Below are 382 nucleotides of genomic sequence, written 5' to 3' on the forward strand. Positions count from 1 at the left end.
TGGTAGGCGGCGTGGCGGGCGCTCAGGCGGCCGAGCGGGTCGTAGTCGTATCGCCAGACCCGGTCGCCGTCGGATCGGTGGGTCGGCTGTTGGCTGCCGTTTGCGTACTGGTAGTGAATGGTTTGCCGGTCGAAGCCGATTTCGTTCAGCAACTTGCCTGCCGGGTCGTAGGCGAAGGTGGCTGTGCTGTTGTTCTCGTTACGCAGTTCCAGTAGTTGGCCGAGCTTGTCCCAGCGGTAGGCGAGGGTGCTGCCGTCGGCCTGCTGGCGCTGCTGGATCAACCCGGCTTCGTTGTAGTGCCACATGGTGCGCTGGCGCAGGGCGTCAGTGTGGCTGAGCAGGCGGCCTTCGGCGTCGCGCTCGAAATGCTCTTCGGTGTTGT

The 382-nt window shown here is 64.7% G+C and carries 1 pseudogene; it reads right to left on the reverse strand.

The features are described 5' to 3' along the window. A pseudogene (locus GHO41_RS29580) lies at window positions 1-382 on the reverse strand (hypothetical protein); the annotation flags it as partial.

Source organism: Pseudomonas sp. FSL R10-0399 (assembly GCF_009600165.1).
GTDB lineage: Bacteria > Pseudomonadota > Gammaproteobacteria > Pseudomonadales > Pseudomonadaceae > Aquipseudomonas > Aquipseudomonas helleri.